Source organism: Cupriavidus sp. WGlv3, assembly GCF_023952475.1.
Classification (GTDB): domain Bacteria; phylum Pseudomonadota; class Gammaproteobacteria; order Burkholderiales; family Burkholderiaceae; genus Cupriavidus; species Cupriavidus phytorum.
Map to the genome: position 1 here is coordinate 24,613 of NZ_JALHRX010000028.1, position 25,850 is coordinate 50,462.

The following is a 25,850-nucleotide window of genomic DNA, read 5'->3' on the forward strand; positions in this document are numbered from 1 at the left end:
CTTCATTGCGGCTGCAGGCCGATGGCACGCGCGATGCCGCGGTACTGGTCGATGCTGTGCTGGTACGCCTTCTGGCTTTCCGCCAGCGATGCCGGACGGGATGCGGGCAGGTTCGCGGCATCCAGGCTGGCACGCACCGCCGGGTCGGCCAGCGTCTGCGCCAGCGCCTTGTGCAGCGCCTGCACGACCGGCTCGGCGGTGTCCTTCTTCACGAAGACGCCGGCCCAGGTCGAGTAGTTGAAGCCGCGCAGCGCCTTGCTTTCATTGACGCTCGGCACGGACCTGACCGCGTCGAGCCGCGTCGGCGACAGCACCGCCAGCATCCTGACCTGCCCGGTGCGCATGCGCTCGATGTCGGGCTTGCCGAACGGCGAGATGAAGATATCGACGATGCCGCCCACCAGGTCCTGGATCACGGGTGCGCCGCCCTTGTAGGGCACGTGCGTCATCGGCGCGCCGATGGTCTGCGACAGGTGCGCCCCGAGCAGGTGGTAGAGCGAGCCGATGCCGACGCTGGCATACGTTAGCGGCTTGCCCGCCCGGGCCGCCTGCGCGGCATGGGCCGCGAGTTCATCGACATCCCTCACCGGCAGGTCCTTGCGCACCAGGATGGCCAGGTCGACCGCGCCGACCATGTGAACCAGCCGGAAGTCTTCGCTCTTGTACTTGATGGCGGCATTGGCCAGCGGCGTCGTGATCAGTTCCCCGGGGCCAGCCTGCAACAGCAGGTGCCCGTCCGCCGACGCATGCAGGACCTTCTGCGCGGCGATCGCGCCCCCGGCCCCGCCCAGGTTTTCGACGATGACTGGCTGGCCGAACTGCCGGCCCAGCGGCGCATTGAGGTTGCGGGCGACCACGTCCGACAGCCCGCCCGCCGGGAACGGCACCAGCAGCGTGACGGGCCGGTCGGGGTAGGCGTAGGCCGGCGCCAGGCCCGCGCACAGCAGGGCGGCCACCGCGCCGCGCAGCAGCCGGCGGGCAATGTTCTGGATTCGGATTCGGGTCATGGCAGTCTCCTCGGCGCCTTGCGTCGCTTCGTGTGGGTGTTGTGCGACGGATCGTATCGGGCAGCCTGCTATGTGTCCAATGCATTGATCGTCTAAAATTTATTCATAAGACTCATCCACAAGGCATCGATGCACCTCAAACACCTGCGGCACCTGCTCATGGTCGCGGACGTTGAATCGTTCAGCCGCGCCGCCCAACGGCTGCATCTGACCCAGTCGGCGCTGAGCCGCAGCATCCAGGCGCTGGAGGACGAACTCGGCGGCAAGCTCATCGACCGCCATGGCCGGCGCAATGTGCTGACCCCGCTGGGCGAGCTGATCGCCGAGCGGGCCCGGCGCATGCTGTTCGAGGAGGCCGAGCTGCATCGCAGCGTCGAGCTGTTCCACCGCCATCACCTCGGCGCCATCCGCGTCGGGCTGGGCGCGGGCCCCGGCGCGGTGCTGATGACGCCCTTCCTGCGCCACATGGCCATGCACCACCCCGGCATCCAGGCGGCGGTGTCGCTCGGCACTTCCGACGCGCTGATGATCCAGCTGCGCCAGCGCACACTGGACGCGGTCATCGTCGAGGTCACCAGCGTGGCGCCGGCCACCGACCTGCGCCACGAATTGCTGGCGCAACTGCAGGGCCGCTTCATCTGCCGCGCGGGCCATCCGCTGGTGCTCCAGGCCGCCGCCGGCGAAGCGGTGACCTTCGACGATGTCATGCGTTATCCGCTGGCGTCGGCACCGCTGAGCCCCGAAGTCGCGCGCGGGTTGGTCAAGCGCTTCGGCCCGCGCGCCGATCCCGAGCATTGCCTGAGCCTGCGCTGCGAGAACGTGCGCAGCCTGGTCGAGGCCGTGATGGTTTCGGACGCGATCCTGTTCAGCATCGTTGCGGCGGTGCGCACGGAAATCGCCGAAGGAAAGCTGCGCGAACTGGCAACCACGCCTGCGGTCGACGATGGTCCCCGGTATGCGTTCTTTACCCTTGCGGGCCGGACCGAGGCGCCGAGCATGGCGCTGTTCCGGCGCTTCGTGGACGAGCACCTGCACGACTGATGACTGCGCGTCTCCGCCATATATACACAAAAAGTGTCAATGACTAACCAATAATATATTGGACGTGATCTAGCTGCGGCCATATTCTCCAGCAGAGCCAACAACGGGCGCGGAAATGACCATGGCAAGCGATCTCATTCTTGAAACCGTCGGACTGAGCAAGGAGTTCAAGGGATTCGTCGCCGTAAACGACGTCAGTCTCAAGGTCAGGCGTGGGCACATCCACGCGCTGATCGGTCCGAACGGTGCAGGCAAGACCACCTGCTTCAACCTCCTTACCAAGTTCCTGGATCCCACGCGCGGCACCATACGGTTCAACGGTGCCGAGATCACCGGCGAGAAGCCGGCGCAGGTCGCACGCAGGGGCGTGGTGCGCTCCTTCCAGATCTCGGCGGTGTTTCCGCACCTGACCGTGCTCGAAAACGTACGTATCCCGCTGCAGCGCAGGCTCGGGATTTCCTTCCAGTTCTGGCGCTCGCCGAAAGTCCTCGCATCGCTCGATGACAAGGCCATGGCTTTGCTTGCCGACGTCGGACTGGAGGACTTCGCCGACATGACGACCGCCGAGATGCCGTACGGCCGCAAGCGCGCGCTGGAAATCGCCACCACGCTGGCCCTCGACCCCGAACTGATGCTGCTCGACGAGCCCACGCAGGGCATGGGCCACGAAGACGTTGACCGCGTCATGCAACTCATCAAGAAGGTCTCGGCCAATCGCAGCATCCTGATGGTGGAGCACAACATGAAAGTGGTGTCCGGCATCTGCGACGCCATCACGGTGCTGGCGCGCGGCAGCGTGCTGGCCGAGGGCACATACGCGGAAGTCTCCGCCAACCCGCAGGTCATCGAGGCCTATATGGGCAACGCTGATGGCGCGCTCGCGGCGCCCGGAGGGCATTGATCATGGCGACGGAATACCTGCGGGTCACCGACCTCCATGCCTTCTACGGCGAATCGCACATCCTGCACGGCATCGACTTGCTGGTGAACGAGGGAGAGTGCGTGACCCTGCTCGGCCGCAACGGGGCTGGCCGTACCACCACCCTGCGCGCCATCATGGGCCTGACGGGGCGTCGCGCCGGCTCGGTCATGATCGACGGCCACGAGGCAATCGGCATGCCGGCCCATCGCATCGCGCGTCTCGGCGTCGGCTTCTGCCCGGAGGAGCGCGCGATTTATTCCAGCCTCTCGTGCGAGGAGAACCTCCTGCTCCCGCCGCAGGTGGGTGGCGGCGGGATGAGCCTCGACGAGATCTACGCGATGTTCCCCAACCTCCACGAGCGGCGGCATAGCCAGGGCACGCGGCTCTCGGGCGGCGAGCAACAGATGCTGGCGATGGCGCGCATCCTGCGCACCGGGGCGCGGCTGCTGTTGCTGGACGAAATCTCCGAGGGACTGGCGCCGGTGATCGTGCAGAAGCTCGCCCAGGTCATCCGCGACCTCAAGGCAAAGGGCTACACGATCGTGCTGGTGGAGCAGAACTTCCGGTTCGCCGCGCCGCTGGCCGACCGCATGTACGTGGTGGAGCACGGCCAAATCGCCGCGGAGATCCACCAGCACGAGATTCACGAGAAGCAGCACCTGCTCCAGGAACTCCTGGGTGTCTGAGACCGCTGCGGAGGAGACAACATGACAGCGATTCTGGGAGTCCCGCTACAGGGGCTGTTGGGGCAACTCGTGCTCGGGCTGGTAAACGGCTTGTTCTACGCGATTCTCAGCCTCGGGCTTGCCGTGATCTTCGGCATGCTCAACATCATAAATTTTGCCCACGGCGCGCTGTTCATGGTGGGCGCATTTGTCGCCTGGGCGGGCCTGGAGTATCTCGGCATCAGCTACTGGTGGTCGCTGCTGGCGGCGCCGGTGCTGGTCGGGCTGGCGGGTATCGCCATCGAGCGCGGCCTGCTGCGGTGGCTGTACAAGCTCGACCACCTGTACGGGCTGCTGCTCACCTTCGGGCTGGCGCTCATTATCGAAGGCCTGTTCCGCTTCCAGTTCGGCGTCTCGGGGCAGCCCTATTCGATTCCGGACGAGGTGGCCGGCGCCTTCAACCTCGGCTTCATGATTCTGCCGAAATACCGCGCGTGGGTCATCGGCGCCTCGCTCACTGTGTGCCTGCTGACCTGGTTCACGATCGAGAAGACCCGCCTCGGCGCCTACCTGCGCGCCGCCACCGAGAACCCAAGCATTACCCAAGCCTTCGGCATCAACGTGCCGGTGATGGTGATGATGACCTATGCCTTCGGCGTGGGCCTGGCCGGGCTGGCGGGCGTGCTGGCAGCACCAACGGGGCAACTAAGTCCGCTGATGGGGTCGAACCTGATCATCGTCGTGTTCGCGGTGGTGGTGATCGGCGGCATGGGTTCCATCCTTGGCGCGATCGTCGCCGGACTGGGGCTGGGCGTGGTCGAAGGACTGACCAAGGTGTTTTATCCGGAGGCGTCGGCCACGGTGGTTTTCGTGATCATGGTCATCGTGCTGATGGTTCGGCCGGCAGGCCTGTTTGGCAAGGAAAAGTGAGGTCGAGTATGAAAATGAGAAATCTTGGCTACGGTGCCCTGCTGCTGGGCGCGCTGGCGGCCCCGGCCGTGCTCTATCCGGTGATGCTGATGAAGGTGCTGTGCTTCGCCTTGTTCGCCTGCGCCTTCAACCTGCTGCTCGGCTATACCGGCCTGCTCTCGTTCGGCCATGCGGCGTTCCTCGGCACGGCGGCCTATATATCGGGCTATGGCATGAAGACCTGGGGGCTCACCCCGGAACTCGGCCTTTTGCTCGGCACGGCCGTCTCGGCTGCCGCGGGCTTTGTCGTCGGGGCGCTCGCTATTCGCCGGCAGGGCATCTACTTCGCGATGATCACGCTTGCTTTGGCACAGATGTTGTACTTCTTGTTCCTGCAGGCGCCGTTCACCGGCGGCGAGGATGGCATGCAGGCCATTCCGCGAGGCAGGCTGTTCGGCGTGATCGACCTGGCGTCGGACCTGCGCATGTACTACTTCGTTCTGGCGATCTTCCTGTTCACCTTCTGGCTGATCCACCGCATCATCCATTCGCCTTTCGGCCAGATCCTGAAGGCGATCCGCGAGAACGAGGCGCGCACCACTTCGCTGGGCTACGACGTCGCGCGCTACAAGCTGCTGGCCTTCGTCCTCTCGGCGGGTCTGGCCGGCCTTGCCGGGGCCACCAAGACCCTGGTCTTTCAGTTTGCCACGCTGACCGACGCGCACTGGCACACCTCCGGCGAAGTCGTGCTGATGACGCTGTTGGGCGGCCTTGGCACTGCCTTCGGCCCGGTGGTGGGCGCGGGCATCGTGGTTGCCATCCAGAACGCCTTGGCGGACAAGGTCGGTTCCATGATCACCGTGATCATGGGGAGCATCTTCGTCGTGTGCGTGCTGACGTTCCGCCGCGGCATCATCGGCGAATTGAACGCGTTGTGCCAGAGCATCGTGGGCAACCGCCGCGGCCGGCCCGCGCCGCGCCACGCTGCCGTGCCGGCACCAAGTCATGACGAAACGCCCGCCAGAGCAGGCGTGCATGCCCGGCGCGTGGAAGGAAAGGCATGAAATCAAGCGCTGAACGGAACACCCCATATATATCCCCACAGTAGAGGAGACACAGGATGAACAATCGCATCAAGCTGTTTTCGCTCGCCGCGCTGCTGGCGGCCTCGACGGCGCAGGCCGAGATCACGGGCGGCGTGGTCCGGATCGGCGTGCTCAACGATCAGACCGGAGTTTATGCCGGGCTGGCCGGTCCCGGTTCGGTCTGGGCCGCGAAGAAGGCGGTCCAGGACTTTGCGCCCGAGAAGCATGGTCTGAAGGTGGAGATCGTGGCCGCCGACCACCAGAATAAGCCGGACGTCGGGGCAAGCATCGCCCGCCGCTGGTTCGACGTGGACAAGGTGGACGCTATCGTCGACGTGCCGACCTCGTCGGTCGTCCTGGCGGTCAACCAGGTGGCCAAGGAGAAGAACAAGGTGATGATTGTCACCGGCGGCGGCACCTCCGACCTCACCGGCAAGGCCTGCACGCCCAATGCCATCCACTGGGCCTACGACACGTGGGCACTGGCGAATGGGACGGGCAAGGCGGTTGTCAAGTCGGGAGGCAAGAGTTGGTTCTTCGTGACTGCCGACTACGCCTTCGGCCACTCGCTCGAACGCGATACCGAAGCTGTTGTCGTCAAGAACGGCGGCAAGGTCCTCGGCAAGGTCCGGCATCCTTTCCCGGGCAACGATTTCTCCTCCTACCTGCTTCAGGCTCAGGCCTCGAAGGCGCAGGTGGTGGGCCTGGCCAACGCCGGGGGCGACACCATCGGCGCGGTCAAGCAGGCCGCCGAGTTCGGCGTGAGCGCCGGCGGTCAGAAGCTGGCAGGCCTGCTCGTCTTCAGCAGCGACGTCCAGGCGCTCGGCCTCGAGGCTGCACAGGGCCTGTTGCTGAGCGAGACCTGGTATTGGGATATGACCGACGAGAACCGCAAGTTTGGCAAGGAATTCGCCGCTGCCAACAACGGCAAGTTCCCGACCATGGCGCAGGCGGGCACGTACTCGGCTGTGATCCACTACCTGAAGGCAGTGACGGCGATGAAGGCGGATGGCGACGGCGCCGCCGTGGTAGCGAAGATGAAGGCGATGCCCACCGACGACAAGCTGTTCGGCAAGGGCAGCATTCGCGAAGACGGCCGGAAGATCCACCCGCTCTATCTGTTCGAGGTGAAGAAGCCGTCGGAATCGAAGTATGCGGGCGACTTCTACAAGCTCATCGCCACCATTCCCGCCAACGAGGCGTTCCGGCCGATGGAAGAAGGTGTCTGCCCGCTGGCTGGGAAGAAGACGTCATGAAGATCACCTGTCGCGAGACGACGCCCGAGGCGAGCGCCAGCTTCCTGGAGGCGATCGACCTCGGCATCGAAGGGCCGGGCGACACCATCACCGAGCGCCATGGCCGAGACCGCCCTGTGATCAGAACTTCCTCTCACGCCTGTTGCGGGCCGCCCTGGCCGACGGCAACTCGCTGGCGTTCGACCGCCACGTACGGCTGCCGCCTATTGCCGGCAGCCCGGCGCGACTGAACGTCCGCGCCATTCTCCGGCCCTCGCCAACGATACAGCGGGCGAGGCCCGGGGAACCTTCACAGTATGCTTTTCGCCGTCTCGATGAAAGCCGTCATCAGCGGCGTTGGGGTGCGCTGGCTATAGCCGAGCATGATCTCGACTGTTGGTTGCCGGCCTTTGATCGGCTTGTAGGCTACGTGGGCGAACTTCATCTGCCGGACCGATGCCGGCACGAAGCCAATGCCCGCACCGGAGCTGACCAACCCGACCAGCGTGTAGACCTGCCCCACTTCAGACACGACCTTCGGCACGAAACCCGCCGACGCGCACATGCGCATGTTCATGGCGTGGAAGTCCGGCGCCGCCTCGGGCATGTACATGATGAAGGGCTCCTGCGCGCAATCCTTCAGCGAGATTGACTCCGCGTTCGCGAATGGGTGCCTTGCCGGCACAGCCAGCACGAACGGCTCTTCGAGGATGGTTTCCCACGTCACGTCCTCGAGGTCGGGCACGGGTCGCATGAAGGAGATATCCGCGTCACCCCGCCGCAGCGCCTCTGCCTGTTCGACGACCGGAAACCAGCGCAGCAGGATTTCCACGGAGGGAAAACGCTCCCGGTAGGCGCGCAGGATGGGCGGCAGCAGCGTATAGGACGCGTGCTCGAAGAAGCCGACCGTCAGCCGGCCAGTCTCACCGCGATGCGCGCGCTGCGTCTGGATGACCGCACTCTCGGTAGCGCGCAGGATCTGCCGCGCCTGCTCCAGGAAAATGCGACCCGCCTCGGTCAGCTCCACGTGCCGACGCGAGCGGTTCAGCAGTGTCACATCCATCTCCTCCTCGAGTTGGCGGATCTGCAGGCTCAGCGGCGGCTGGGCGATGTGCAGGCGCTCGGCCGCCCGCGTGAAGTTGAGTTCCTCGGCGACGGCGATGAAGTACCGGAGGTGGCGAAGGTCCATCGCTATATCCTGTAAGTATAAAAGAGCGATTAATTATATATTGGACGCTAGTTTGCGCATTCCCTACGATTCCATGCATACCCGCTCCGCGCTCCAACCCGAGATCCGCAAGGCTGGCAGCGAAGACCGGACAAGCCAATGTATGCATGGAGACAAAACTATGGATTCCAGACTGATCGATGATGCGCTCGATCGCATCCTGCAACGCATCGATGCGACGATCGCGCAGGACGAGGCGGGCTTTCCGCATTATGGCAATCCGGCCGACGGCACCTGGACACGCTCCCCGGCCGGCGACTGGACCGGCGGCTTCTGGGTCGGGATGCTGTGGCTGGCTGCCTTGCGCACCGGCGAGCAGAAGTACCGCGACAGCGCCCGCATGTGGTCCGCACGGCTGGCGCCGCGGGTGGCGTCGAAGTCGGTGTTCAAGGGATTCCTCTTCTGGTACGGCGCGCAACTCGGCGGCTCGCTGCTGGCCGATCCGCAGGCTGCGGAACTCGCGCTCGACGGCACGCGGGGCCTGGCGGAAATGTACAGCGAGGCAGCCCGCCTGATCCCGCTCGGCACCGAGGCCGAGGAGGCCTCCAGCGTGGGGACGAGCGAGGCCAACATCGATGCGATTCCGGGCACCGTGGCGCTGCTGCTGCGGCACGACGCCGCTCTCGGCACGGGCGAGATCGGCCGCCAGCACCTGCGCCAGCATGTTGCCCTGTGCGTGCGGGAGGATGGCTCGGTTTGCCAGTCCGCCACATTCAACGCCGCCGATGGCTCGCTCGTGAAGCGCTACACGCACAAGGGCATCCATGACAGCAGCACGTGGGCCCGCGCCCAGGCGTGGGGCATGCTCGGACTCGCGCAGGCGCTGTCGTGCGGCGAGCAGGCGTTCAAATCCGACGCGGTCCGCGTGGCAGATTGGTGGGTCGCGCACCTGCCCGTCGACCGCGTGGCCTTCTGGGATTTCGACGATCCCGCCATCCCGCACACTAATCGCGACACCTCGGCCACCGCCATCGCCGCCGCCAGCCTGCTCAAACTGGCCGCGCTTGTCCCGGAGCGCGCGGCGGTCTACCGCCAGGCTGCCGTCGACAGCGTCGAGCAAGTCGTGACCCGCTTCCTGACCCCAATCGGTCCAGGCGATGAACGGCAGCCTGGCATCCTCACCGGCGGCTGCTTCAACAAGCGCAATAACGTCGCCGTAGACAACGAACTGGTTTGGGGCGACTACTTTCTCCTCGAATCCCTGCTCATCCTCGCGGGCAGGATCGACGCCACCCAGGTCTGAGCCCCAACCCACTTCCGGAGAACCCACATGTCCGACATCAAGATCCCGCACGAAGGCAACGTATCCACCCTTATTGGCACGCACACCAGCTACACCCGCACCCTCGGCGAGTACGACATCTATGCCTTCGCCGGCATCAGCGGTGACAACCACCCCAACCACATGGACGACGAATACTGCAAGCGCATGGGCTTCGGCGGCCGCATCGCGCAGGGCGCCATGATGGTCGGTTTCATCGCCGGCGCCGTGACCAAGTATCTCGACATGATCCAGCGCCCGGCGGTCTCCTACGGCTACGACAACGTGCGCTTCACCAAGCCCGTGCGCATCGGCGACACCCTCACCGTGAACTACCGCATTGCCCGCGCCGACGACGAGAAGAAGCGCCTGTGGGCCGAGGCGACGCTGCTCAACCAGCGGGGCGAGACGGTCTGCGTCGGTACCCACATCATCCATTTCCAGGCCTGAGCCCGGGCTGCGAGCGGCGAGAAAGGTGAGAGATCGCATGAGCAAGATCTGTACTGCGGCGCAAGCCGTTTCGGATATCCGGGCCGGCCAGAGCGTGGGCAGCGTGGGCGTGATCGGCTGGCTGACGCCGGACGCGTTGTTCCAGGCGCTGGCGCAACGCTTCCACGAGACTGGGTCGCCTCGTGACCTGACCTTCTTCTTCCCGGTCAGTGTCGGCGACGGCATGGGCATCCGCGGCATGGATCACGTGGCCGTCGAAGGGCTGATGAAGCGGATCGTGTCGGGCAACTTTACCAATGCGGTGAATCCGGCCACCGGCAAGCGCCCCGAGTTCATGCGCCTGATCCGCGAGAATCGGGTGGAAGCCTACTGCTGGCCGATCGGTGCCACCATGCACTGGCTGCGCGAAGTCGCCCGGCGCAGCCCAGGCTACCTGACCCGCATCGGCCTCGGCTCCTACATCGACCCGCGCCAGCAGGGCGGCAAGTACACGGCTCGCGCCACCGACGACCTGGTGCGGGTGCAGGAGCTGGATGGCGAGGAATACCTGTTCTATCCGAGCTGGCCGCTCGACGTGGGGTTCCTGCGCGCCACCAGTGCCGACGAGGACGGCAACCTGAGCTTCGAGGACGAGCCGATCACGTCGTGCGCGCTGGCCATGGCGCTGGCGGTGAAGGCGTCAGGCGGCACCGTGATCGCACAGGTGCGCAAGCTGGTGCCGCGTCACGCCCGGCCGGCGCACGCGGTGCGCATTCCCGGCGTGCTGGTGGATCGCGTCGTGGTGGAACCCGACGCCATGATGACCACCGACATCCGGTACGACGATGCCTATCTGGGCGGCCAGCTGTTCGACGGCCGCGCCTCGGAGCGCCTGCCGCCCGGCGCCGACAAGGTGATCGCCCGGCGGGCAGCCCGGGAGGTCAGCCCCGGCGAGGTCAGCATCTTCGGCTTCGGTGCTTCGTCCGACGTGCCCACGGTGATGATGGAAGACGGCCTGTTCGCCGACGGCGGCCTGCGTCGCTACAGCTTTACCACCGAGCACGGCCCCTTCGGCGGCGTCGTGATGAGCGGCTGGCAATTCTCCGCCAACAAGTATCCCGAGGCCTTGATCGACGGCCCGTCGCAGTTCGACTTCATCGACGGCGGCAACTGCCCGATGGCGGCGCTGGCCTTTGCCCAGTTCGACCGGGACGGAAACATCAACGTCAGCCGCTTCGGCGCGGCCAATCCGGGGCCGGGCGGCTTCATCGACATCGCTTACAACGCGCGCAAGCTGCTGTTCACCGGCACCTTCACCACCGGTGGCCTCGTCGCCGACACCACCGACGGCTTCCTGTCGGTCGGGCGTGAGGGGAGCGTGCGCAAGTTCGTCGAGCGCGTGGACGAGATCACCTATCCACTGGGGCGCAAAGTGGCCGAGCGCGGCCAGGAGGCCAAGGTCATCACCGAGCGCGCAGTGTTCTCGGTGGCGCCAGATGGACTGGTGCTGGAGGAGGTTGCGCCCGGCATCGACGTCAGGTCCCAGGTACTGGACCTGATGGCCTTCCCGCCGGTGCGCGTGGCAGAGCCGCTTCCGCGCATGGATCCGACGCTATTCCGCGCCTGACGCATCGACCTATCTACGAGGAAAACATGGCTGTCATCAACTACCTGACTACCGTCCACATCGACTTCGGCGCCATCCGGATGCTGGGGGCCGAGCTGCAGCGCCTGGGCATCCAGCGACCGCTGATCGTCACCGATCGCGGCATCCGCGCCGCGGGTATCGCCGACAAGGTGCTCGACGCCCTGGGCCCGGATTGCACCCCTACCGTCTTCGAGGACACCCCATCCAACCCGACGGAAGCCGCCGTGTCCGCCGCGACCGGCCTTTACCTGGGCAACGGCTGCGACGGCATCGTGGCCGTGGGCGGCGGATCGCCCATCGACCTGGGCAAGGCCACCGCGCTGCTGGCGACCCACCCGGCACCGCTGCAGACCTACGCGGCGGTGGAGGGCGGCGCGAGCCGGATCACTAGCCGGGTCGCCCCGCTGGTGGCCATCCCGACAACTGCGGGTACCGGCAGCGAAGTGGGCCGGGGCGCGGTCATCGTCATGGAGTCCGGCCGCAAGCTCGGCCTGCTTAGTCCGTTCCTGCTGCCGAAGCTCGCCATCTGCGACCCCGAACTGACGCTGGGCCTGCCGCCGGCCCTGACCGCCGCGACCGGCATGGACGCCATCGCCCACTGCATCGAGACCTTCCTGGCGCCGGCCATCAACCCCCCCGCCGAAGCGATCGCCCTGGACGGCCTGCGCCGCGGCATAGCCAATATCGGCAAGGCGACCGCCGACGGCTGCGACCGCGACGCGCGCTGGAACATGATGATGGCCGCCATGGAAGGCGCGCTGGCCTTCCAGAAGGGGCTGGGCGCGGTGCATGCCCTGTCGCACCCGCTGGGCGCGGTGCCCGGCGTCTCGTTGCACCACGGCACGCTGAATGCCGTGCTGCTGCCGGCCGTGCTGCGCTTCAACAAGCCGGCGACCCAAGCCAAGCAGGCCGCACTTGCCCAGGCCATGGGCCTGCCCACCGGCGGGGACCCGGCTCAGGCCATCGGCGAACTCAACGCCCGTCTCGGCTTGCCGGCTGGTCTCGGCGCCATGGGCGTGCCGCGTGAGGCGTTGGAGGACATCGCGGTCGCCGCCACGAAGGACCACTGCCACGCCACCAATCCCCGCACTGCCACGATCGACGACTACCTGGCGATGCTGCAGGAATCGTATTGAGGAGGAAGACGATGTCATACATCGCAGAACACCACGAGATGATCCGCGAGGCGGTGCGCCGCTTCGCCGAGGAAGAGATCGCACCGGTCGCCCACCGGTTGTGGGAAGAGGAGAGTTTTCCCTACGAGATCTGGCGCCGGGCCGGCGAACTGGGCTATATCGGGCTGCCGTACCCCGAAGCCTGGGGAGGCAGCGGCGGCGACTGGCTTGGCTTCGCCATAGCGCTGGAAGAGATCGCCCGCGTCGATTGCGCCGTGGCGGTGGCCATCATGGCCAACTCCACGGCGGCCAGCCTGCTCAACAACTACGGCACCGATGGCCAGAAGGCGCGCTTCCTGCGGCCGATCCTGGCGGGCACGCAGGTCGGCTGCATCGGCCTGACAGAGCCGAACGCCGGCTCCGACGCCGCCAATATCCAGACCCGCGCCGTACTGAAGGATGGCCGCTGGGTCATCAATGGCGCCAAGACCTTCATCAGCAACTCGGGTTCCGAGATCACCGGCCCGATCGTCATTGCGGCGGTGACGGGAATCCGGCCCGACGGCCGCAAGGACATTTCGAACTTCATCGTACCGAACGGTACGCCCGGCTTCAGCCATGGCAAGAAGCTGCACAAGATCGGCTGGCGCGGATCGACCACATTCGAGCTGTTCTTCGAGGACTGCGCCATTTCTGCCGAGCACCTGCTCGGCGAGGTCGGGGCCGGCCTCCGGCAGACCCTGTCACAGGTGAGCACCGGCCGCATCCTGATCGGAACGCTGGGACTGGGCATCCTGCAGGGCTCGCTGGAACGCTCCGTCCGCTACATGAGCGAGCGCGCAGCGTTTGGCAAGACGCTCAACCAGTTCCAGTCGCTGCAGTTCAAGCTGGCCGACATGGCGACCCACGCACACGCTGCCCGCCTGATGCTCTACGACGCTGCGGTGGCCAAGGACGAGGGCCGGCCCTACGATCGGCAGGCCTCGATGGCAAAGCTCTTCGCAACCGAGAAGGCCATGGAGGCGGCCCACCAGGCCGTGCAGATTCACGGCGGCAACGGGATCATGACGGAGTACGCGGTATCCCGCGCGTTCGGGGATGCCAAGGTGCTCGAGATCGTTGAGGGGACCTCCGAGATCCAGCGGATGATCATCTCCCGCGACGTAATGCGCTGACGCACGGCTGCAGCCAGTGAGGCAATCCATGGAACATGTCGAACACAGCACGGATGGGCTGGAGCGCTGCCCGGTCAACTTCGTGCCCCTGACGCCAATCTCCTTCCTGCGTAGAACGGCCGAGGTCTACCCTGAGCGTACAGCCATCGTCTACGGCGAGCGCCGCACGAGCTGGCGGGCAATGCTGGACCGCAGCCGCCGCCTCGCGTCGGCGCTGGTGGCCGCCGGCGTCAGGACTGGCGACACGGTGGCCGTGATGGCCGCAAACACGCCGGAGATGCTGGAGATGCATTTCGGCGTGCCCATGAGCGGCGCCATGCTGAACACGTTGAACGTGCGCCTGGACGCGGCCGCCATCGCCTTTATGCTCAGTCACGCGGATGCAAAGGTGCTGGTCACCGACACGGAGTACGCTGACGTAGTCGAAGCCGCACTGGCGCTGCTCGACGACAAGCCGCTGGTGATTGACATCATCGATCCCGCCGTCGAAGGGGGCCGCAGGCTGGCGGAGATCGAATACGAGGGCTTCCTGGCCGGGGGCGATCCGTACTGGGAGGGCGGCGAGCCCGCCGACGAATGGCAGGCCATCGCCCTCAACTATACCTCCGGCACCACGGGCAACCCAAAGGGCGTGGTCTACCACCATCGCGGCGCCTATCTGGCTGCGCTGTCGAACATGCTCGACTGGGGCATGCCCCGGCACGCCGTCTTCCTGTGGACGCTGCCGCTGTTCCACTGCAATGGCTGGTGCTTCGCCTGGACGCTGGCGGCCAACGCCGGTACCAGCGTCTGCCTGCGGCGGGTGGATGCTGCCGCCGTGCTCGATGCGATTCGCGAGCACCGGGTCAGTCACTACTGCGGGGCGCCGATCGTGCATGCGATGCTTGCCCACGCACCTGAAGCGTGGAAGGCGGGCATCGACCATCCGGTCCACGGACTCATCGGCGGCGCGCCGCCGCCGATGCCGGTGATCGAGGGCCTGCTGCGCATGGGGATCAGGATCACCCAGATCTACGGGCTGACCGAGGTCTACGGCCCCGCGGCGGTTTGCGTGGAGCTGCCCGAATGGGAGGAACTCGGCATCGGTGCGCTGGCGGAACGGAAAGGACGGCAGGGCGTCCGCTACACTGCGCAGGAAGGCATGGCCGTGCTGCATCCCGAAACCCTTGTGCCGGTGCCGTGGGACGGGAAGACCATCGGCGAAGTCATGTTCCGCGGCAACATGACGATGAAGGGCTACCTGAAGAACCCCGAGGCCACGGCGGAAGCTTTTGCCGGCGGCTGGTTCCACTCGGGTGACCTCGCAGTCGTCTGCCCGGATGGCTATGTACAGATCCGGGACCGCTCCAAGGACGTCATCATTTCCGGCGGAGAGAATATCAACTCGCTGGAGGTGGAGGAGGTGCTCTACCGGCACCCCGCGGTGCGCGTGGCAGCCGTCGTCGCCCAGCCGGACGATCGTTGGGGGGAGACGCCATGCGCCTTTGTCGAAGTCGTCGATGGCGCCAGGGTCGGCGAGCGCGAACTGATCGAACATTGCCGCGCCCATTTGGCGCACTTCAAGGCGCCGAAGAAAGTAGTCATCGGCCACCTTCCCAGGACGTCGACCGGCAAGATCCAGAAGTTCCTCCTCAGGCAACGAGCAAGCTCCGCCGCTCCCTGGCCCGGCCACGTACAGGCGTGAGTTCCCCGTGAATGTGTTTCGGTGGCCGGCCGAGCTTGCTCTCCACATTCGGGATATCCGAGAGCGCCCGGTCGTGGCGGAGCAGAAAACTCGTGTCCGGCATCGCATTGGGAGCGAAGACCGGTTGATCGACCGCCTTGGCGACATCTTGCGCGAGACGTCCAATTCACCTGCCACGCCGCGGGCGCCGTGGAATAAGGGTAAGCTCACCGGACAAAAGCCGCCGCTGAAGCTCTGCGAGATCTGGGCCATCCGTACGAGACGTTTGTCAGGGCAGTCGCGTTAGTGCCCGAGCGATGGTGATCCAGCAGAAGACGCATAGACCGGTTCAGTTCGAGATTACGGAGCAGACCCGCTCAAGCCTTGAGGCATGGATTGTCCATCGTGGTTTGCGCTCGTCGGATGCTCTGTTTCCAAGCCGGATTCACGCCTCAGCCCATCTGTCCACCCGCCAGTATGCCCGGCTTGTACATCGCTGGATCGCGTCCATTGGCCTAGACGACACAGCGTACGGCACCCACACTATGCGGCGGACCAAGGCATCGCTTATCTATCGCAGAACCAAGAACCTTCGCTCAGCGCAATTGCTGCTCGGCCACACAAAGTTGGAGAGCACGGTTCGCTACCTCGGCATCGAAGTTGACGACGCGCTCGAGTTGGCGGAGCAGACCGAAGTGTGGCAAACCTCTGGCCGGCGAGCGGTCGCTTGCCGGCCAAGAACGGCCTTTGACCTCGACGAAGCGAAGGACCGTTCTAAATCCACTTGCAGCCATTTGCCGAGGTAGCGTTTCGGGACACCCCTACGTTGCCGATGGCCTTAACTGAGCCTTAGTCAACGGGCGTTGCGCCAGTCCCCACACTTTGCACTCCTCACGCTTTTCATGACGGCGGCCATGGGCCGGCGTCGCACAGCACCTTCCACGACCCAGGTGCCCACGGCCCGGTGGGACGTTCAACTACCCGCTCTGCGACCAGCCCGCCACGCATCGAGGCGGCATGTTGCCACGGCATACGCCGCGGTATCCGCACGTCCGTCTTGCCCGAGTTGAAGCCATATACCTGGACAACGCCTTCTTGTCCGCTGAGAACCAAGCACGGCCGAACTCTCGTCACGATTACACGGACGGCAAACTCGACGATTCTCCAAGAATCCCGAGGCTCGCCCTTTAACACAACGCCTGTTGTCTTAAATCGGATTGCGAGTTATTGTTCATGCATCGCGCCGGCCAGCGTCCATCACCGAGGAATGAAGGAGACTTATCATGCTCACCACCCAATCCCAACGAGAGGCGTTTCGCGAGGACGGCGCCGTACTTATAAAGAACTGCCTCGACCCTGTGCAGCTGGCCCGGTGCTACGAGGCTTTCAGGTGGAACGTCGCCAACCCGGGCCCATATCACTTCCGCTCGCTGGACGGCACCAGCCTGCAGACCCATATCGACAACGCCAATCCGGTGGTTAAGCAAAAGCTTGACGACCTGGTCACGACGCTGCCGTTCGGAAAGGTGTTCCAGGAGTTATGGGGCTCGGAGCATGTCTGGTATTTCGCCGAGGAGGTGTTCGCCAAGGAAGGCGGCAACAGCGGCCGCGGGCCGTGGCATCAGGACACCGCGAACCTCCCGTGGGCAGGCAAGCATTGGGGCAACGCGTGGATTACCTTCCAGGCCATTCCAAAGAAGAATTCGCTGGAGATCATTCGCGGCTCGCACCTCGGCATCCAGTACGACGGGGCCAGTTTCGCGAATGCCGATGACCCGACCGATCCGCTGTACGGCGACGGCACCCTGCCCCGCCTGCCGCATATCGACAAGGAGCTCGCCGAAAACCCCAATGCCTGGGACGTGCTCTCCTGGGAGGTGACCCCTGGCGATGTCGTGTTCCTGCATCCACGTTCGCTTCACGGAGGAGCTGCCGTCGATGCCGCCTGCCCGACCCGGCACACGCTGGTGCTGCGCTTCTTCGGTGACGACGCCACGTTCCGCGCCCTGCCAATGTCGAACCCGCGCTATGCCCGCAACGGGCCGCTCTTCCGGGAAGAAATGGCCAGGCTCAATGAAGGCGAACCGTTCCGCTCGCCCGTCTTCCGCCAACTCGCCTGATATCGCTTGCACGGAGCAGCCGCCATGAAACGACAAATGATCAATCCCGGCCTCATGCAGGCCAGGCACTACGACCAGCTTCACTTCTCTTCGGCAACCCGTGTCGGCGACATGATCTGGGTGTCCGGCCAGGTGGGCTTCGATCTGACGACGGCCTCGGTGGGCCAGGGAATGGAAGCGCAGGCCCGGGTGGCGTTCGAAAACCTGAAGGCGGTGCTCGAAGCCGCAGGAGCCAGCCTTGCCGACGTCGTGGAAATCATGACGTTCCACACCGACCTGCGCGGCGAGATACAGGCGTTCGTGAAAGTCAAGGATGAGTACTTCCCCGACCGCTATCCGTCGTGGACAGGCGTGGGCGTAAACCAGCTGGCGCGTCCCGAGTTCCTGGTCGAGATACGCGCGATTGCAGTCGTCGGTTGCGGCGCCGGCTGACAGCCAGAAGCCGCGGCCCGTGTGCACACCAGGGTCGCGGCACGACATCCCTTAGAAAAAAGAACAGCGACAAAGCTGATGGAGACACAAACATGAACCGTCCGAATGCGGTCGTCAGAACGGACAAGCCAGCCAGCATTCTTGCGCGGCTTGACCGCCTGCCGGTAATGGCTTCCCACTACGTCTGGGCCGCGCTGCTCGCGGCCAACCTGATGCTGGAGTACTACGACAACGCCATCTTTGCCTATGCCAGTCCCACGATCAAGGCCCACACCAATCTGAGCACCGAGCAGATCGGCGCCATCAGCAGCGCGTTCTTCATCGGGATGATCATCGGGGCGCTGGTGGGAGGAAGACTGTCTGACCAATGGGGACGACGTTCGGTGCTCGTATGGACCACCGTGCTGTACTCGCTGGGAGCGTTGGCGACGGCATTCGCACCTACCTACGAGACCATACTGGCCTCCCGCGTCATCACCGGTATCGGCGTGCAGGCCGCCACCTCGGTGCTGCTGGTCTATATCGCCGAGATGTTTCCCGGCAGGGCACGTGGCCGCTTCGTCTCCATCGTGACGATCGGGTTCGTGGTCTCCGGCATCGGCGCTGCCGCGCTGGCAATGTTCTATCTCCCCCACAGCAGTAGTCAGGCATGGCGCAACCTGTTCCTGGGCGGCAGCGTCGGCCTGTTGATTGCGCCCCTGGCACGCTTCATCCTGCCGGAATCGGTGCGCTGGTGTGTCGCGCGCGGTCGATTCGATCGCGCCGAAGGCATCGTCAGCGAGCTGGAAGCGCGCGCGCTGCGCCGCGGTCCGCTCGACGAACCCGCAATTGCCACCGTTCAGCCGGCCGCCGCAGCGCCTACGCTACGCGACCTCTTCAACGACAAGGCCTTGCTGCGAACCATCGCCGTGCTCACGCTCGGCTACTTTGGCGCCAGCCTGGCCTATTACCTGTTCGGCCAATGGGGCGTCTACTCGCTCGTATACAGCCTCAAATACTCCGAGGAACATGCGTATTACATCCAGTTCCTGTGGAACGTAATCTATGGCGCCACGCCGCTAGTCGCCATGCTGTTTCTCGACCGGTATGAACGCAAGTCCGCCATCCTTGTCGTGTCCGTGCTAAGCGCATTGCCGTTGGCGGTGCTCGGCATCTCGGCCACCAGTTGGGCAGTGATCGGGGCAGGCGGACTCGCCGCCATCATCACGGGACTCGTTGTCAACGCCTACTACACCTACATCCCGGAGACGATACCGACGCAGCTGCGTGCCCTCGGCAGCGGGATCGTGATGTCTGGCGGCCGGTTCGGCGGAGCGGCCGCCGGCGTCCTGGGCGCCGCGCTGTTCTCCGCAAGCGGCATGGCTGGCGTCATGCTCGCGGCGGCAGCTTGCTACATCGTCTTCTCCATCCCCGTCGCGCTGTTCGGCCCGCGCACGACCAACCGCTCGCTGGAAGCCGTTGCCGGCGACGAGACGGGCGCTGCCAACGGAGCGCGCCCATGCCCGGACACGTCCATGGCCGCCTGACACGGCATTTGCGTCAAGCGCGGATTGTTCCCGCCCGCATGGCTCACCAGACAAAGGAAAGCGGCAACGTGACCGAAGACTTCAAGACATATCGAACGCTGGGCGGCTGGATCGAAAGGCCGGCTGACCTGCAGCCATCGCTCGAGGGCCACACCAACGCCGATGTGGTCATCGTCGGCGCCGGCTTCGCCGGGCTATGCGCGGCGCTGGAGCTCGCCCGGCAGCGCGTGAAGGTGGTCGTGCTCGAACGCGAGTTCTGTGGCCATGGAGCGAGCAGCCGCAACGCGGGCTATCTCGCCGGCGGGCAGGGACTCAAGTACGACCGCTTCCTCAAGCGCGCGGGCCACGAAAAAGCGAAGCGGATCGTACGCTTCTACGAAGACGGGGTCCGCTTCGCCGAAGGCAAGTTCGCGGAGCATGGGATCGACTGCGACTACCACCGGTCGGGATTGATCCGTGCCGGCATCGACCCGTCGCAGGAAGCCAGGGTGCGCGAGGATATGCGGATCGGCGCCGAACTCGGATGCCCATCGGAATACCTGGACCAGGCCGAGATGCGCGCACGCGGCATCCCGCCAGCGTTCCTGTTTGGCAGTTACGTGCCGACCGGCGGCACGCTCGATCCCGGCAAGTACGTCCTGGGACTGCGGCGCGCGGCCCTGCGGGCAGGCGTGACGATCCACGAAAACACGCCGTTGCTGTCCTTCACCGAAGGACCAACCGTCAGGGTGCAGACACCTCGCGGCAGCGTCAGCGCGCCGGTGATGATCCTGGCCACCAATGCCTATACGCCCCGGCTCGGCCCGCTTGCGGACAAGGTGGTGCCGTTGCGGCTTTCGGCCATGGAGACCGAACCGCTTTCCCCTGTACAGCTGGCGGCGCTTGGATGGCACCGCCGCGAAGGCATCACAACCATGCACTGGGTCATGGAGAGCCATCGCCTGACCGCGCGCAACACGCTGGTCTTGACCACCAAGCGCCTGCGCTACCCGTTCGGCTCGCGGACGCCCGAAGTGCCCGAGCACGACCAGTATCGTGCGCTGCGGATGGCACTGCATGACCGCTTTCCACCCTTGAGGGGCATCGCCATCCGGCGCTGCTGGAGCGGCTACATCAGCTATGCCGACGATGGCCTGCCGGTGATCGGCCGCACAGGAGCAGACAGGAACATTTACTACGCGGCGGGATGTTCCGGCCACGGCGTCGGCACACAGGGCATGGTCGGACACATGCTGGCGCAAGACATCCAGGGCATCGGCAACCCGCTGCTTGCCATGCTGATGCAACACGCGCCGCCCGCGACGCTGCCGGAACCCCTGCGCTGGCTCGCCCTCAACGGCGCCCTGAAGGTCGCAAGCGGTCTCGATGAACGTTCGAACCGCAAGGCGCGCCGCGCATGAGTCAGCGTGAGAGGCAGCCTCGCAATTGCCGGGAGTCATCCTTTCCCGCCCATGCATCACCTGAAACTCAATACGGAAATTCCCATGACAGATCTGTACGATGTGGCCGTGATCGGCGCTGGCTTCGCAGGCGTGACCGCTGCGCGGGACCTCAGCATGGCAGGCCATTCGGTGCTGCTGCTCGAAGCGCGTGACCGGATTGGCGGGCGCACCTGGTGGGGCAAGGCGCTTGGCCTGGACCTCGATCTGGGCGGCACCTACGTGCACTGGACGCAGGCGCATGTGTGGCGCGAACTCAAGCGCTATGGCATCGGCCTGGCGACCCCAATGCCGGTGACCAGGGCCTATTGGTACGCCGACGGCGTGGTACACGCCGGGACATGGGAACAGCTCAACCAACTGGCCACGCCGCTGGCCGCCCGCTTCTTTGCCGATGCGCGGATGCACTTTCCCCAGGTGGATGACCTGGCAGCCGCCGACGTCGGCACGATCGACAGGCAAACCATCGGCGACCGGCTTGACGCGCTTGAACTCTCGGCGCACGACCGCGACGTGCTGGTCAACGCGATGTCCATCCTGGTTTGCTCCGAACGCGAGCAAGGGCTTGCGCAGCTGCTGTTCTGGTGCGCGATCTGCTTCGGCAACTGGAGCGCGTTCAAGGAGATCGCCGGGCACTGGCCGATCGAGGGCGGCACCGGTCGCCTGATTGGCGCCATGAGCGCCGAATCGAAAGCCGAACTGCGCCTCTCGACGCCAGTGGCCGCTGTCGACGACAACGGGCACGAGGTCATTGTGACCACTCGCGATGGACAGCGTATCCGTTCCCGGCGCGCCGTGGTGGCATTGCCGCTGAACATGCTGAGCGAGTTTTCCGTCACGCCTGCGCTGCCGCGCCCCGTGCGCGCCATGATCGAGCAAAGAAACCCGATCATGGCCACCAAGATCTGGGTACGGGTCAGGGGCGAGATCGAGCCCTTCGTGATCTATGCACCGGCGGGCAAGCATCCCATCAACACCGCCCATGCCGAGCGGCGCGACCATGGCGATACGCTGGTGGTGTGCTTCTGTTCCGACCCCTCGGCGCTGGACGGCAATGACCGCGAGGCAGTACAGCAGGCGCTGCGGGACTTCATTCCGGACATCGAAGTGTTGGACACGGTCTGCCAGGACTGGGCGAACGACCCGTTCTCCAAAGGCGGATGGATGCATCACCGCCCCGGCAATCTGACGCAGGCCGCGCCCCTGATGCGGCAGAGCCACGGCCGCATCCATTTCGCGGGCGCGGACATAGCGCCCATCGGGGTCGGCGGCATCGATGGCGCCATCGAGACCGGCGCCAAAGCCGCTATTGACATCGCTCGCGCCCTGCGTGGCGAGCACCGGTTGTGATCCCGTGCTACGCGTGCGCCGCCCGTCCGCCAGGCTTGTGCTCGCCCGGCACGGGCGCCACCAGCACCGCCAGGGCATCGATGAGCGCCCGCATTCGCTTGGGCGTGAAGCGCTTGGGTTCGATCGGGTACATCATCATCCATCCATCCCCCATGGCAACGAGTTGGTCGGTGAGGATGTCCGCCGGAATATCGTTGCGGACCGTCCCCCGTTCCTGCGCGTCCTTGACAATGGCGGCGAGCAGGCGACGATAGCGAGCGTAGCGCCTGGTGATGACTTCCGCAAACGCAGGCTCGTGTCGTCCCTGCGCCAGCAATTCCGATGTCGCCGGCCAGAACCTGGTGCTGCGGTCGGTCAGCCTGATCCAGCTTTCGAACGGGGCGAGGATGTCACCGCTTCCCCGGGCCGACTCCAGCATCGCGTCGAAACGGTCGAATGCGCTTTCCATCAGCGCCACGACCAGCTCTTCCTTGTTGGCGAAGTAATAGGTCACCGCGCCGGTGGTGTAGCCCGCATGCTTCGCAACCTTGCGCAGCGATGCGTTGGCATAGCCCTCCTGTGCAATCACCGTCGATGCCGCGCGCAGCAACTCCTTGCGCTTCGCTTCGCGATCGCCGACCGGACGACCCCGGGTTGAGACCTGCTCGATATCGTCGTCGCTTTCCATTGTCTTGTTCTGTCTCTTGAGCATTTCGATCACCGGCTGCCGGCCTGGTTAGCCGCCTGATGCGTGATTTTACAGAATCATCGTTATGTTCTGGTTCCATGTGGTCCTCTTCCGCTAGCTCCGCTCGGGCAAGGCCTATGCGCAGTCTTTTCCACCCAGGTAGTGCGCCGGCGTTCGCACGCCCCCACGTAGCCACAGCTGTGCCAGCTCAGGGCGCCGCCCAAGCAGGGAATACCCGGCCTTTTTATTTAACATTACGATCGTTATGCTAATTCACGATTTGCGCGAATCGCCGACAGGTTTCAGGACGAGTGCGCGGCCGATGCGCTGCATGCGGCCGCCAGGCAACTGACAAACAAGGAGATCGTTGATGGATGCATTCAGGCGCTATGCCTCTGACAAGGATGGGGCTGTGGTCACGGCAGTGCCGTGCAAGCTGGCACGCGACTGGGGCAAGACGCCTGTTGTCGCACTGGCAGCTTTTGGTGTCTTCGCAGGCGCGGCGCACGCCCAGTCGTCCGTCACGTTGTACGGTACGCTCGATACCAATCTGGAATTCGACACCAACTTCAAGAGCGCCGGCAGCGGCTCGGCCCATCGATACGCGCTGAACGGGGAAGGTCTGTCGGGTTCTCGTTGGGGCCTGCGCGGCGTGGAAGACCTCGGCAACGGACTGAGCAGCGTCTTCGTGCTGGAAAGCGGCATCGGCGCAGACGATGGCACCCTGCAGCAAGGCGGTCGACTGTTTGGCCGGCAGGCGTTTGTCGGCCTGCAGAGCGCCACCTACGGCAAGATCACCTTCGGTCGCCAATACACCTCGATGCTGGAGGCACTGGCCAACTTCTCGCCAGCGGCGATGTCGAGCCTGTATGAGCCCGTGATCGCCCAGATCGGACCGGTGTACCGCGAGGACAACACCGTCAAATATGCGGGCACCTTTGGTCCGGTCAGCGTCGGGGCACACTGGAGCTTTGGCACCGGCGGCAGCAGCGGCACCGTGGACCTGAGTCGCCTGGGTGGCCCGGGCGAGGTTCCCGGCCAGTTTCGCCGCGATACCGGCTTTGGTGCCCGGGCCTCCTATGCGGCGGGGCCGTTCAGTGCCACCGTCACCTACGACCAGGTGAACCCGAGCATCGTCGGCAGTGGCGGCTTCGCCGGTACCGGCACATTCAAGAAGGCCGCCGCGGCAGCCAGTTACGCCGTCGGTCCGGCGATCTTCATGACTGGATACCGCTGGGGCATGTCGACTGCGCCGGGGCAGACACTGACGCGCGACAACTTGTACTGGGCCGGCGTCTACTACGAGATGACGTCTGCGCTGAGCCTGACGCTGGACTACTACTACCAGACGTTCCGGTCCTCGACCTTGCCGGCGCTAAGGCCTGCCGGCAATCCGAGACAGTGGATGCTCATCGCCGACTACCGCCTTTCCAGGCGTACGGACCTGTACCTGACCACCGCTTACGCAAAGAATGCCGGCCTGTGCCTGGACACTGCGTCCATTGCATTCAACAACGGCTATCAGCCCGCTGCCGGCAAGGACAGCATGTTCGGCGTCGCGCTGGGCATCCGCCACAACTTCTGAGCGCGACGGCAATCGTCAAACCGATGCAATGCCGATGCGGGAGTCTCCGGCGATCCGCATCGGGACATGATGCAAGGGCGGCCACTACCGAAGTGGTCCCCCGGGCATCTCATCCCACCCGGTAGACGCCTTCTTCGTTCACCTCGACCCGCCCGTCCGCCAGCAGTTCTGCCAGATGCCGGGAAATCGTACGGGTCTCGGCATCGAGTACCCATGAGCCTTGAAAGCCCGGCGGATACAGCAGCCGCAGGTCGACCAGCTGTGCCAGTGTCTTTGGCGATTCGCGCAGCAAGGCCAGCAGGCGCTGTTCGCGTTGGTCCAGCTTGGCCGCATAGGCAGCGAGATCGCGCAGGAAGTGCTCACGATCGGTATAGACACCCCGATGATGGGACGTAACCCACACCTTGGCCGGAACCTCGGGCAACCGTGCCAGGCTACGACGGAAGTCCCCCAGGCTGGACCCGGCATCGCCATAGTAGGGTCCGAATCCGGTCAGGTCGATATCGCCCGTGAAAGCCACCCCCTCCGGTTCCACCAGGAGAACGGTATGGCCCGCGGTGTGCCCTGGCAGGTGGAAAGCCCGAATGCCGGTCTGCCCCAGATCCCAGCACGCACCGTCCACGTAGCCTTGCGCGTCGGGCCGCGGCGCATAGAAGAATTCACGCTGAAACCTGAGCAGGGTCTCCGATGCATACGCCGCATTACCGAAAGCGGCAACCATGCCATCCCAGCTCCTTGCCGCCGGCAAATCGCCTTCGTGCACATGGACCGATGCCTCCGGTAGGCGATGCAACCCGGCCATATGGTCCTCATGCACATGGCCCATCACCACCAGCTCGGTGGCGTCAAACTCGGGACCGATGTAGTTCGCGACAAGCGGCGTGTCGAAAGCCGCGCGGGTCTCGGACCCCCTTATCAATACCTGGTTGCCGTCGGGATACTTGCCGCTCTTCTCGCCAAAGAAGACCGACACGCGTCCGAAATCCACGCGCTGGATATGTCGCTTCGTGCCTGAATTGCAGAACGCTGTGCTCATGTCGATCATCCTTGCCTAGGCAGTCTTGGCGATCTGCCGCAGCCGGAGCGTCCCGGTAGCGATCAGGTCAGGCTGCGCAGTTCTGTTCTCTGTCTATTTATAATAACATCAGTCATCAAAATAAAAGATGCCTGCAAACGCGGCACAGGCAGAACGGGATGTCGTTATGGACGCAGACGCCTTCACGCCAGGCATCAGGGTTATGCTTCGACCGCCTTGAACATGTCCTCGACCACCTTCTTGGCGTCGCCGAACACCATCATGGTCTTGTCCATGTAGAACAGCTCGTTGTCCAGGCCGGCGTAGCCGGCT

Annotated in this window: 24 protein-coding genes and 1 pseudogene; 20 read left to right on the forward strand and 5 right to left on the reverse strand. The window is 64.9% G+C overall.

Features of this window, described 5'->3' with window-relative positions; translation table 11 throughout:
- Positions 1-2: 2 nt before the first annotated feature.
- The gene (locus tag MKD38_RS27805; RefSeq protein WP_252682172.1) at positions 3-1,007 is read right to left on the reverse strand and encodes a Bug family tripartite tricarboxylate transporter substrate binding protein; all 1,005 of its coding nucleotides are present in this window, start codon (positions 1,005-1,007) and stop codon (positions 3-5) included.
- A gap of 129 nt (positions 1,008-1,136) precedes the next feature.
- On the opposite strand from MKD38_RS27805, the gene MKD38_RS27810 reads away from it, so the two are divergent.
- The 7 genes from MKD38_RS27810 (at position 1,137) to MKD38_RS27840 (ending at position 7,115) form a co-directional block, all read left to right on the forward strand.
- Positions 1,137-2,048: a LysR family transcriptional regulator gene (locus tag MKD38_RS27810; protein ID WP_252682174.1), complete on the forward strand. Its 912-nt coding sequence runs from the start codon at positions 1,137-1,139 to the stop codon at positions 2,046-2,048.
- A gap of 121 nt (positions 2,049-2,169) precedes the next feature.
- Positions 2,170-2,949 carry an ABC transporter ATP-binding protein gene (locus MKD38_RS27815; protein ID WP_252682176.1) on the forward strand — a complete coding sequence of 260 codons (780 nt, stop codon included), beginning with the start codon at positions 2,170-2,172 and terminating at the stop codon, positions 2,947-2,949.
- A 2-nt stretch (positions 2,950-2,951) separates the two neighbouring features.
- A complete protein-coding gene (locus MKD38_RS27820) occupies positions 2,952-3,656 on the forward strand; it encodes an ABC transporter ATP-binding protein (RefSeq protein WP_252682178.1) in 705 nt (234 codons plus the stop codon).
- Between the two features lie 21 nt (positions 3,657-3,677).
- Positions 3,678-4,565, forward strand: a complete 888-nt coding sequence (locus MKD38_RS27825) for a branched-chain amino acid ABC transporter permease (RefSeq protein WP_252682180.1) — start codon at positions 3,678-3,680, stop codon at positions 4,563-4,565.
- Positions 4,566-4,579: 14 nt separating this feature from the next.
- Complete coding sequence (locus MKD38_RS27830; protein WP_252682206.1) at positions 4,580-5,608, forward strand: branched-chain amino acid ABC transporter permease; 1,029 nt, start codon at positions 4,580-4,582, stop codon at positions 5,606-5,608.
- 56 nt (positions 5,609-5,664) lie between these two features.
- Positions 5,665-6,885, forward strand: a complete 1,221-nt coding sequence (locus MKD38_RS27835) for an ABC transporter substrate-binding protein (RefSeq protein ID WP_252682182.1) — start codon at positions 5,665-5,667, stop codon at positions 6,883-6,885.
- Entirely contained in the window at positions 6,882-7,115 is a 234-nt protein-coding gene (locus MKD38_RS27840) for a hypothetical protein (protein WP_252682184.1), read from the forward strand. Before MKD38_RS27835 ends, MKD38_RS27840 begins: the two co-directional genes overlap by 4 nt.
- Before the next feature lie 59 nt (positions 7,116-7,174).
- Here MKD38_RS27840 and MKD38_RS27845 read toward each other — a convergent pair whose 3' ends face one another.
- Positions 7,175-8,053, reverse strand: a complete 879-nt coding sequence (locus MKD38_RS27845; RefSeq protein WP_115700171.1) for a LysR family transcriptional regulator — start codon at positions 8,051-8,053, stop codon at positions 7,175-7,177.
- Positions 8,054-8,213: 160 nt separating this feature from the next.
- Here MKD38_RS27845 and MKD38_RS27850 point away from each other — a divergent pair, with 160 nt between their 5' ends.
- From MKD38_RS27850 to MKD38_RS27905, 12 genes and pseudogenes are all read left to right on the forward strand, one after another.
- Positions 8,214-9,335 carry a glycosyl hydrolase gene (locus MKD38_RS27850; RefSeq protein WP_252682186.1) on the forward strand — a complete coding sequence of 374 codons (1,122 nt, stop codon included), beginning with the start codon at positions 8,214-8,216 and terminating at the stop codon, positions 9,333-9,335.
- Between the two features lie 27 nt (positions 9,336-9,362).
- Positions 9,363-9,803, forward strand: a complete 441-nt coding sequence (locus MKD38_RS27855; protein ID WP_022538176.1) for a MaoC family dehydratase — start codon at positions 9,363-9,365, stop codon at positions 9,801-9,803.
- 37 nt (positions 9,804-9,840) lie between these two features.
- Positions 9,841-11,409: an acyl CoA:acetate/3-ketoacid CoA transferase gene (locus tag MKD38_RS27860; RefSeq protein ID WP_252682188.1), complete on the forward strand. Its 1,569-nt coding sequence runs from the start codon at positions 9,841-9,843 to the stop codon at positions 11,407-11,409.
- A 26-nt stretch (positions 11,410-11,435) separates the two neighbouring features.
- The gene (gene gbd / locus MKD38_RS27865) at positions 11,436-12,566 is read left to right on the forward strand and encodes a 4-hydroxybutyrate dehydrogenase (protein WP_252682190.1); all 1,131 of its coding nucleotides are present in this window, start codon (positions 11,436-11,438) and stop codon (positions 12,564-12,566) included.
- A gap of 11 nt (positions 12,567-12,577) precedes the next feature.
- Positions 12,578-13,720 carry an acyl-CoA dehydrogenase family protein gene (locus MKD38_RS27870; RefSeq protein ID WP_252682192.1) on the forward strand — a complete coding sequence of 381 codons (1,143 nt, stop codon included), beginning with the start codon at positions 12,578-12,580 and terminating at the stop codon, positions 13,718-13,720.
- 28 nt (positions 13,721-13,748) lie between these two features.
- On the forward strand, positions 13,749-15,404 hold the full coding sequence (locus MKD38_RS27875; RefSeq protein WP_252682194.1) for an acyl-CoA synthetase: 1,656 nt from the start codon (positions 13,749-13,751) through the stop codon (positions 15,402-15,404).
- Positions 15,405-15,552: 148 nt separating this feature from the next.
- Positions 15,553-16,081, forward strand: a pseudogene (locus tag MKD38_RS27880) (tyrosine-type recombinase/integrase); the annotation flags it as partial.
- A 585-nt stretch (positions 16,082-16,666) separates the two neighbouring features.
- On the forward strand, positions 16,667-17,503 hold the full coding sequence (locus tag MKD38_RS27885; RefSeq protein ID WP_252682195.1) for a phytanoyl-CoA dioxygenase family protein: 837 nt from the start codon (positions 16,667-16,669) through the stop codon (positions 17,501-17,503).
- 24 nt (positions 17,504-17,527) lie between these two features.
- On the forward strand, positions 17,528-17,935 hold the full coding sequence (locus MKD38_RS27890; protein ID WP_252682196.1) for a RidA family protein: 408 nt from the start codon (positions 17,528-17,530) through the stop codon (positions 17,933-17,935).
- 92 nt (positions 17,936-18,027) lie between these two features.
- Complete coding sequence (locus MKD38_RS27895) at positions 18,028-19,461, forward strand: MFS transporter (protein ID WP_252682197.1); 1,434 nt, start codon at positions 18,028-18,030, stop codon at positions 19,459-19,461.
- Between the two features lie 38 nt (positions 19,462-19,499).
- Complete coding sequence (locus MKD38_RS27900; protein WP_252682208.1) at positions 19,500-20,861, forward strand: NAD(P)/FAD-dependent oxidoreductase; 1,362 nt, start codon at positions 19,500-19,502, stop codon at positions 20,859-20,861.
- 84 nt (positions 20,862-20,945) lie between these two features.
- A complete protein-coding gene (locus MKD38_RS27905) occupies positions 20,946-22,250 on the forward strand; it encodes a flavin monoamine oxidase family protein (protein ID WP_252682198.1) in 1,305 nt (434 codons plus the stop codon).
- Between the two features lie 7 nt (positions 22,251-22,257).
- Here MKD38_RS27905 and MKD38_RS27910 read toward each other — a convergent pair whose 3' ends face one another.
- A complete protein-coding gene (locus MKD38_RS27910; RefSeq protein WP_252682199.1) occupies positions 22,258-22,941 on the reverse strand; it encodes a TetR/AcrR family transcriptional regulator in 684 nt (227 codons plus the stop codon).
- A 346-nt stretch (positions 22,942-23,287) separates the two neighbouring features.
- On the opposite strand from MKD38_RS27910, the gene MKD38_RS27915 reads away from it, so the two are divergent.
- Positions 23,288-24,502 (forward strand): porin, encoded by a 1,215-nt coding sequence (locus MKD38_RS27915; protein WP_252682201.1) that lies wholly within the window; start codon positions 23,288-23,290, stop codon positions 24,500-24,502.
- 109 nt (positions 24,503-24,611) lie between these two features.
- On the opposite strand, the gene MKD38_RS27920 is transcribed toward MKD38_RS27915, so the two are convergent.
- Together MKD38_RS27920 and MKD38_RS27925 are read right to left on the reverse strand one after the other, a co-directional pair.
- Positions 24,612-25,538, reverse strand: a complete 927-nt coding sequence (locus tag MKD38_RS27920; RefSeq protein ID WP_252682203.1) for an MBL fold metallo-hydrolase — start codon at positions 25,536-25,538, stop codon at positions 24,612-24,614.
- A gap of 200 nt (positions 25,539-25,738) precedes the next feature.
- The coding region (locus MKD38_RS27925) for an NAD(P)(+) transhydrogenase (Re/Si-specific) subunit beta (protein ID WP_252682210.1) at positions 25,739-25,850 on the reverse strand (112 nt) is incomplete at its 5' end.

Excerpts from the sequence above, each read along its gene's own strand:
- MKD38_RS27805 (WP_252682172.1), bottom strand. The coding sequence starts at position 1,007 with ATGACCCGAATCCGAATCCAGAACATTGCCCGCCGGCTGCTGCGCGGC.
- MKD38_RS27810 (WP_252682174.1), top strand. The coding sequence starts at position 1,137 with ATGCACCTCAAACACCTGCGGCACCTGCTCATGGTCGCGGACGTTGAA.
- MKD38_RS27815 (WP_252682176.1), top strand. The coding sequence starts at position 2,170 with ATGGCAAGCGATCTCATTCTTGAAACCGTCGGACTGAGCAAGGAGTTC.
- MKD38_RS27820 (WP_252682178.1), top strand. The coding sequence starts at position 2,952 with ATGGCGACGGAATACCTGCGGGTCACCGACCTCCATGCCTTCTACGGC.
- MKD38_RS27825 (WP_252682180.1), top strand. The coding sequence starts at position 3,678 with ATGACAGCGATTCTGGGAGTCCCGCTACAGGGGCTGTTGGGGCAACTC.
- MKD38_RS27830 (WP_252682206.1), top strand. The coding sequence starts at position 4,580 with ATGAGAAATCTTGGCTACGGTGCCCTGCTGCTGGGCGCGCTGGCGGCC.
- MKD38_RS27835 (WP_252682182.1), top strand. The coding sequence starts at position 5,665 with ATGAACAATCGCATCAAGCTGTTTTCGCTCGCCGCGCTGCTGGCGGCC.
- MKD38_RS27840 (WP_252682184.1), top strand. The coding sequence starts at position 6,882 with ATGAAGATCACCTGTCGCGAGACGACGCCCGAGGCGAGCGCCAGCTTC.
- MKD38_RS27845 (WP_115700171.1), bottom strand. The coding sequence starts at position 8,053 with ATGGACCTTCGCCACCTCCGGTACTTCATCGCCGTCGCCGAGGAACTC.
- MKD38_RS27850 (WP_252682186.1), top strand. The coding sequence starts at position 8,214 with ATGGATTCCAGACTGATCGATGATGCGCTCGATCGCATCCTGCAACGC.
- MKD38_RS27855 (WP_022538176.1), top strand. The coding sequence starts at position 9,363 with ATGTCCGACATCAAGATCCCGCACGAAGGCAACGTATCCACCCTTATT.
- MKD38_RS27860 (WP_252682188.1), top strand. The coding sequence starts at position 9,841 with ATGAGCAAGATCTGTACTGCGGCGCAAGCCGTTTCGGATATCCGGGCC.
- gbd (WP_252682190.1), top strand. The coding sequence starts at position 11,436 with ATGGCTGTCATCAACTACCTGACTACCGTCCACATCGACTTCGGCGCC.
- MKD38_RS27870 (WP_252682192.1), top strand. The coding sequence starts at position 12,578 with ATGTCATACATCGCAGAACACCACGAGATGATCCGCGAGGCGGTGCGC.
- MKD38_RS27875 (WP_252682194.1), top strand. The coding sequence starts at position 13,749 with ATGGAACATGTCGAACACAGCACGGATGGGCTGGAGCGCTGCCCGGTC.
- MKD38_RS27885 (WP_252682195.1), top strand. The coding sequence starts at position 16,667 with ATGCTCACCACCCAATCCCAACGAGAGGCGTTTCGCGAGGACGGCGCC.
- MKD38_RS27890 (WP_252682196.1), top strand. The coding sequence starts at position 17,528 with ATGAAACGACAAATGATCAATCCCGGCCTCATGCAGGCCAGGCACTAC.
- MKD38_RS27895 (WP_252682197.1), top strand. The coding sequence starts at position 18,028 with ATGAACCGTCCGAATGCGGTCGTCAGAACGGACAAGCCAGCCAGCATT.
- MKD38_RS27900 (WP_252682208.1), top strand. The coding sequence starts at position 19,500 with ATGGCTCACCAGACAAAGGAAAGCGGCAACGTGACCGAAGACTTCAAG.
- MKD38_RS27905 (WP_252682198.1), top strand. The coding sequence starts at position 20,946 with ATGACAGATCTGTACGATGTGGCCGTGATCGGCGCTGGCTTCGCAGGC.
- MKD38_RS27910 (WP_252682199.1), bottom strand. The coding sequence starts at position 22,941 with ATGCTCAAGAGACAGAACAAGACAATGGAAAGCGACGACGATATCGAG.
- MKD38_RS27915 (WP_252682201.1), top strand. The coding sequence starts at position 23,288 with ATGGATGCATTCAGGCGCTATGCCTCTGACAAGGATGGGGCTGTGGTC.
- MKD38_RS27920 (WP_252682203.1), bottom strand. The coding sequence starts at position 25,538 with ATGAGCACAGCGTTCTGCAATTCAGGCACGAAGCGACATATCCAGCGC.